The organism is uncultured Proteiniphilum sp. (genome assembly GCF_937873925.1).
Lineage (GTDB): Bacteria > Bacteroidota > Bacteroidia > Bacteroidales > Dysgonomonadaceae > Proteiniphilum.
In genome coordinates, this window is sequence record NZ_CALNAT010000100.1 from 1 (window position 1) to 4,217 (window position 4,217).

A 4,217-nucleotide genomic window follows, 5' to 3' on the forward strand; every position below is an offset into this window, starting at 1 on the left:
AATGGAGAAGTATTATCGTATCAACGAGCTGATCAGCGACACGAAAAGAACGGAGATCGTGCAGTTACGGCAGCAGGGGCGAGCCATCGAGAATAATATCGCATCGCTGAAGCGTCAACAGGCCACGGTCGAACGCCGGTATGGAAAAGAACGGGGAGGAGAAGGATCCCCGAAAGTCGATATCGTACCCACAGGATCAATCGCAGAGCTGGAGAAACAGATCTCCACCGCCCGGAAGAACTTCCTCAACGCTACAACGGACGAGGCAAGACGGTCCGCCGACGAACTGATCAAAGTGTTGGAGGCAAAAAAGGCGTTTATCGAGATAGGGTTCAAATACCCGGGAGGGGTCGGGAATATCAAACCGGTCGGCAAATTCGCCAATGTAGACAGCAAATTTACTGACCTTGACGGCAAAATCAACTTGCCGCACATTGATATGAATGATAAGACACAGCCTTTCGGGGAAGTTTCGTCTTATTCTGATTACGTAAGTCAGATTGCCGCGCAAAATGCCAACCTTATCGATTCTTTTACCGGTATTGGCAATGTGATGTACGGCATGAGTGACATACTTGGCGAGAGTGCAGGCAAATGGCTGCAGTGGGGTGCAAACGTCGTCTCCACGGTAGGCAGATCCTTACCCGCATTGATAGGGCTGGCGAATGCCAATTCAGCGGTAGCAGCGTCCGGAGGAGCGGCGGCGGTGGCGGGCATTCCCGTCGTCGGCCCGGTTCTCGCGGCAGGTGCCGTCCTGTCGATCATGGGCGCACTGATGAACATACCGAAGTTCGAGTTCGGCGGAATCGTCCCGGGTAATTCCTATTCAGGCGACAAGATGCTCGCCCGGGTCAACTCCGGCGAGCTGATCCTTAACAGGGCGCAGCAGAGCAACCTTGCCGGGGCGCTGTCGTCCGGAGGAGGGGCGCCCCGTGAAATCACATTGAGGGCGCGGGGCAAAGATCTGGTCGCGGTGATAGACATTGAGTCAATAAGGAGGAGTTGGTAATGAGCTACGGTTTAAAATATATGGCTGACCGTAGGTTTTTCCTTTTTTAAGTTTCCAGGGGGTTTACGCGAAAATATAACTAAGTCGTGCTATATGTTTTTCTTTGTCAGAGAGAGGCCCGGTGTGAATCACGCCTCTCTCATTCTTATATCAACCGGCAAAACGGAGCAAAAATGATACAGAAAAAGGGTAAAAAAGGGCATTTTTTATCGATATTCAGGCATTATTTGACAACTCCCGGATGATCAGCTCCCGGGATTGGACAAAAAAAACCGCCCCCGGGTTGGAGGACGGTCTTACCTAAATAAAAAACGGCCTGAAAAATCAACTTTTTTCATCAATGCTCAGACGAATTTCTTCCCCACACTTCGGACAGTTGATAGCAGTGATTTTTTTATCGAACAGATCGGGCACGGTTACATTGAGAGCGGCAGCCCATTTTTCAAGTGTTTCGAGGGTCGGGTTACCGCTTAACTGGTTCGACAAATTTACCCGGTTTATTCCGAGCAATGCTGCGAAATCCTTGATGCTGATCCCGCGACTTTTTAAAATATCCTTTACAATCAATCCCATCGCTGTTTTATTTTACACAAAGATACCTAATTATTAAATATGAAGTAATATAACATTACTGATTTGTGAATAAATAGTGTTAAAATATTGTTAAACTTTTATATTGCTGTTATAATGTAATGTTTTATTACTACATTTGTTCGCATAAGTAATAATTAAACGTACAAGCAATGGAAAAAAATTACATCACCCCAACTAAACAGCGACCGGTCTTTCAGGTATGGAACACCTACGCCGGTTATGTAGTGACTGATTATCGTACTTATATGGATTGGGAGATAAAGAGCGACCTCTGCCACGTGGTCGGAGAAACCACCGCTATCGATCTACCCGGAGCGATGGAAGCGCTGTTTTCCCACATCAAGTTAAATTTGGGCATGACTAAATCTGCCTTTGTCATCGAGATGCTGGACGGCACCATGGATAAGAACGGCGAACCGAAGCGCGCCAGGATATTCACGATATCAATGAGTCAGGCGCTCGAGTACGGACTATATGGAGAACTGGAGGATCTAAACGAACAGGACAGACCCCACAAACCTGAAACCCACCATTACAGCAAACCTTCTTTATCGTTCACCGAACCCGACATCGACGACAACGCAAGAGTGCCCATCGGGAAGGCCGCACAGCTGCTTGGCATCCACCGGAGCACCCTTCTCAGCCACACCGACAACGGATATATCAAATGTATTCATCACAAGGTGAACAAGAGAAGGCTGTATCAGGGTAAGGAGATTAGAAGATATTGGAAGTCACACTCGTGATTGGAAAGGCCCGGAATAAAAAAAATGATTATCAGAACAAAAGCAAAGAAAATCTTCAGGCGTGAAGAGCCGGGCCGATCCGACCACATAAACCATTTAAACATAGGAGGATTTAACAATGATCAGGCAATTCAAACAAGGGGACTACACGGAGGTGCGTGGCGCCACTGTTCGCAAGGGCGATCTTATATCACTCTCCGGTGTGGTGGGAATACTTCACAGCGAATACGATCCGGACTATATGGAGCTGGAGACGGAGAGCGGATCATTTTACGCTCATTTTGGATGTGCCGAAGCGGTGAAGCTACAGAGAATAGAACACGCTAACGGCATTAGAGGTTTAAATCTTAAAAAAGCACGGAGATGAAAAATAGAGAGACTCTCGCGGCATCGGTATTGAAAAAACACCTGCCGAGCACAGACATGGCGAGAATTGAAAATGAAATAGTAAAGGCCATGCTGGAGTTTTCAGATCTGGAAACTGCTCAGGGTCCTAAAAGAATAACTCGTGAGAGACTAATCGACCTTGCAAGTCAACTGGAGGGGATTATGCGGGAGCTGCTGGAAGCATCCGAGGCTCCTGCCCCTAACCCCAAAAAGCGAAGAGACTTGAGAGTGGAGAGACTCGCACGACACATGAATAACTTCCAGAAAAAAATAAATAAAAAACAAAGAAATTGAGTATTAATCATTTAATTTTTTAGACTTATGACACAAAATTTAAAAGAAGATCAGCAATTTACGGTAGACACCTACATGACCAAAGCAAACGACTTTAATTTTTCAATTTATGAACATGGGGCTTCGCTGGATGGCATAATGGATCTATGCACGTTCTATGAGACCGGAACCCTTCCCCTCTCCCAGGATGAGCTCAAAGAGGCTTTCTACAAAGTTAAAATGTTTATCCGGTCAACCAGAAACGATCTGGAGAAAACCGCGACTGACCTCAACGCATTTATGTTTCGGCCGGAACTACTTAAATTATTGGGAGCAGGCAAAACCTCCTCTCTCGTGAACGATGAAAAATGAAGCCGCGTTGGGCGAGGGCACAAAAGATTATCTGGTGGCCTATCGGATGGTCGATAATGGTGTCGATTTAGCTGTGAGGCAAGTAGAGGAATATTGGGGTGCGAGCGCGGTCGATTCTATGACGGAAGGTCTGATCGAGAAACTGGACGGTTTGCGGGATGAAATCCTAAAACTCATGGCAGCCCAGATATCGCAAAACCTATTATCGTCGGTCAGTAGCACCGCCATATAACGGTTTTACGTCAGACTCTCAATCTTTGACATGTTTAAAAACTGGACTGGGCGTCATCAGTCAGGCGAAACCGGACGTCGGGAAAGAGTAGCCAAATGGCGCACTTCAAGTAAGCCGGGAGGTATGTTTGTTCATCCTCCCGGAACAAAATTTCCGTAATCCGCACAACATCTATTTGATTTTCGTATAATTGAATACTTACCGCTTCCGTTTGTGAAAATAGGGGCGGTAAAATTTTAATCGTTTTAAAAACGGCCCATTTTAAGGCTCTCAGAGGCTCGACCATCCTTGAAGTGGTCGGGACATCAAATCAATAACGATCGTTAGGTAGGCACAAAAGGAGAGATCGCGACAAGGTGAAACCATCCTCAACTCATGAAGCAGTGAAAAATATATGCGATTGCGGAAAAAAAGTGGTAGCGTTCCCATGGATCCAAGGAAATGACCGATAATCTTTACTGAAGCTGGCGTCATAAAGAAAGTCGCAAATAAAATTTTGTTTGACTATGGTTTGACTAAAATAAAAAAAACGGTTTCATGAAAAAACATAAAACCGTTTACTGAATTGAGTAGCGAGAGGGGGGCATGATCCCCCGACCTCATG

General features: G+C 46.1%; 6 protein-coding genes and 1 pseudogene. 6 read left to right on the forward strand and 1 reads right to left on the reverse strand.

The window, feature by feature from the left end:
- Positions 1-1,009, forward strand: a pseudogene (locus Q0502_RS06965) (hypothetical protein); the annotation flags it as partial.
- Positions 1,010-1,333: 324 nt separating this feature from the next.
- Here Q0502_RS06965 and Q0502_RS06970 read toward each other — a convergent pair.
- Complete coding sequence (locus tag Q0502_RS06970) at positions 1,334-1,582, reverse strand: helix-turn-helix transcriptional regulator (protein ID WP_298648882.1); 249 nt, start codon at positions 1,580-1,582, stop codon at positions 1,334-1,336.
- 170 nt (positions 1,583-1,752) lie between these two features.
- On the opposite strand from Q0502_RS06970, the gene Q0502_RS06975 reads away from it, so the two are divergent.
- From Q0502_RS06975 to Q0502_RS06995, 5 genes are all read left to right on the forward strand, one after another.
- Positions 1,753-2,349, forward strand: a complete 597-nt coding sequence (locus Q0502_RS06975) for a helix-turn-helix domain-containing protein (RefSeq protein WP_298648884.1) — start codon at positions 1,753-1,755, stop codon at positions 2,347-2,349.
- A 118-nt stretch (positions 2,350-2,467) separates the two neighbouring features.
- Positions 2,468-2,716, forward strand: coding sequence for a hypothetical protein (locus Q0502_RS06980; RefSeq protein WP_298648887.1), 249 nt, complete (start codon positions 2,468-2,470; stop codon positions 2,714-2,716).
- Positions 2,713-3,030, forward strand: a complete 318-nt coding sequence (locus Q0502_RS06985) for a hypothetical protein (protein WP_298648889.1) — start codon at positions 2,713-2,715, stop codon at positions 3,028-3,030. Before Q0502_RS06980 ends, Q0502_RS06985 begins: the two co-directional genes overlap by 4 nt.
- A gap of 27 nt (positions 3,031-3,057) precedes the next feature.
- Complete coding sequence (locus Q0502_RS06990) at positions 3,058-3,381, forward strand: hypothetical protein (protein ID WP_298648891.1); 324 nt, start codon at positions 3,058-3,060, stop codon at positions 3,379-3,381.
- 7 nt (positions 3,382-3,388) lie between these two features.
- Positions 3,389-3,613, forward strand: a complete 225-nt coding sequence (locus Q0502_RS06995; protein ID WP_298648893.1) for a hypothetical protein — start codon at positions 3,389-3,391, stop codon at positions 3,611-3,613.
- Positions 3,614-4,217: the final 604 nt, after the last annotated feature.

Bases quoted from the DNA above. Each gene is read 5' to 3' on its own strand.
- Q0502_RS06985 (WP_298648889.1), top strand. From the start codon at position 2,713: ATGAAAAATAGAGAGACTCTCGCGGCATCGGTATTGAAAAAACACCTG.
- Q0502_RS06980 (WP_298648887.1), top strand. From the start codon at position 2,468: ATGATCAGGCAATTCAAACAAGGGGACTACACGGAGGTGCGTGGCGCC.
- Q0502_RS06970 (WP_298648882.1), bottom strand. From the start codon at position 1,582: ATGGGATTGATTGTAAAGGATATTTTAAAAAGTCGCGGGATCAGCATC.
- Q0502_RS06975 (WP_298648884.1), top strand. From the start codon at position 1,753: ATGGAAAAAAATTACATCACCCCAACTAAACAGCGACCGGTCTTTCAG.
- Q0502_RS06990 (WP_298648891.1), top strand. From the start codon at position 3,058: ATGACACAAAATTTAAAAGAAGATCAGCAATTTACGGTAGACACCTAC.